This window comes from Bacillus sp. mrc49, from assembly GCF_002803435.1.
The window spans coordinates 1-323 of the sequence record NZ_PHNG01000377.1 but is presented as its reverse complement, the minus strand read 5'-3'; the positions used below and the strand labels follow the sequence as shown (position 1 = coordinate 323).

The following is a 323-nucleotide window of genomic DNA, read 5'->3' as shown; positions in this document are numbered from 1 at the left end:
CGATTTGGAGCTTGCGATCAGTTCTTCTTTTTTAGACGTATCTATTCCGTAAAAACAAGGATTCTTGATCGGAGGTGAGCTAATGACAACATGCACTTCTTTAGCTCCTGCATCTTTTAACATGCGGACAATCCTTCTGCTCGTTGTCCCACGGACGATTGAATCATCAACCATTATCACCCGCTTGCCTTCTACGACCCCTCTTACAGGTGAAAGTTTCATCTTCACGCCTTGTTCACGCAGGCTCTGCGATGGCTGAATGAATGTCCGTCCGACATAACGGTTTTTAATTAAGCCCATTTCATAAGGAATGCCTGCAGCTT

Annotated in this window: 1 protein-coding gene; it reads right to left on the bottom strand. The window is 44.9% G+C overall.

The genetic code is table 11. The features are described from left to right. Positions 1-323 (bottom strand): phosphoribosyltransferase family protein (locus tag CVN76_RS02395; RefSeq protein ID WP_269800007.1); only part of this gene is annotated, 323 nt, incomplete at both ends.